At 61.9% G+C, this 1,270-nt stretch carries 1 protein-coding gene; it reads left to right on the top strand.

What is annotated here, in order from left to right; all coding sequences use genetic code 11:
- Positions 1–88: 88 nt before the first annotated feature.
- Positions 89–1,219, top strand: a complete 1,131-nt coding sequence (locus tag AC3WLF_RS31305) for an IS481 family transposase (RefSeq protein ID WP_492357605.1) — start codon at positions 89–91, stop codon at positions 1,217–1,219.
- Positions 1,220–1,270: the final 51 nt, after the last annotated feature.

Genomic DNA, 1,270 nt, shown 5'->3' with positions numbered 1-1,270 from the left:
TGTATAGACCGGGGACATAGGTAACACCTGTTCGGGGACATGGGTAACACAACTAGACTGGCTGGCAGTGTCTTTTGGGAGACCTGCCATGCCATGGAAGGAAGTGTCACTCATGGATCAACGCAGGGAACTGGTGATGCTGGCCAGCCAGCCAGGAGCGAACCGGCGGGAGTTGGCCAGGCGATGGGGCATTGCCCCGAAGACGTTGTACAAGTGGCTGTCGCGCTACGCCGAGTCGGGCGAGGGCGGGCTGACAGACCAGTGTCGACGGCCCGCAGCCAATCCGTTGCGTACCGCGCCGGAGCTTGAGCGCCAGGTATTGGCCTTGCGAGACGAGCATCCTTACTGGGGTGCGCGCAAGCTGGCCAAGCTGCTGCAGAACGCCGGCGTGGACGCACTGCCGGCGCCCAGTACCATTCACGAGATCCTGCGCCGCCACGGCCGCCTGGGCGTGGGCGTTGCCGCGGGCCAGCAGCCGTTCCAGCGCTTTGAGCATGCCGAGCCCAATACCTTGTGGCAGATGGACTTCAAAGGCTACGTGCGCAACGAGCGCGGGATTTGTCATCCGCTGACGGTGCTCGATGACCATTCGCGATTCAACCTGTGCCTTGCTGCCTGTGGCGACGAGCGTGCTGAGACGGTCCAGTCCAGGTTGATTGCGACGTTTCGCCGCTACGGCTTGCCGCACCGCATGACGATGGACAACGGTCCGCCATGGGGCGGCGATTCCGAAGGCCTGGGCTATACGGCGCTGACGGTCTGGCTGATGCAGCTGGGCATCGAAGTCAGCCACTCAAGGCCATATCACCCCCAGACCCAAGGCAAGGACGAGCGGTTTCATCGCACCCTCAAGGTCGAACTATTGCAGCATCGGCGTTTTGCGGACAACGACGAAGCGCAGCGCGTCTTCGACCGCTATCGCGAAACCTATAACGGCAAGCGCCCGCACGAAGCATTGGGCATGGCGGTGCCCATGCAGCGCTATCGTGCCAGCGTCATTGCATATCCGGAGATGCTGCCAGCCGCCGAGTACCTGTCTTGTGACAAGGTCTATAAAGTTGACAGGTCCGCGCGCATTGCAGTGGGCCGGCGGCGCTTTAAGATTGGCAAAGCGTTCATCGGCCAGCGCATTGCCTTGCGACCCACGGCGCAGGACGGCTGCTACCGCGTGTGGTTCAGCCGCTTTGAGATCGGAGAACTTGACCTGCGCGCATCATGATGCGCGCAGGTCACGTGTCACCTATGTCTCCGAACACCTGTTACCCATGTC

It is taken from the genome of Cupriavidus sp. FW306-01-F10A (genome assembly GCF_058782785.1).
Note: the sequence above shows the minus strand (reverse complement) of the source record. Positions and strands in the feature narration are given on the sequence as shown.

What these genes read in the sequence shown, in the direction of transcription:
- AC3WLF_RS31305 (WP_492357605.1), top strand. Translation starts at nt 89, where the DNA reads ATGCCATGGAAGGAAGTGTCACTCATGGATCAACGCAGGGAACTGGTG.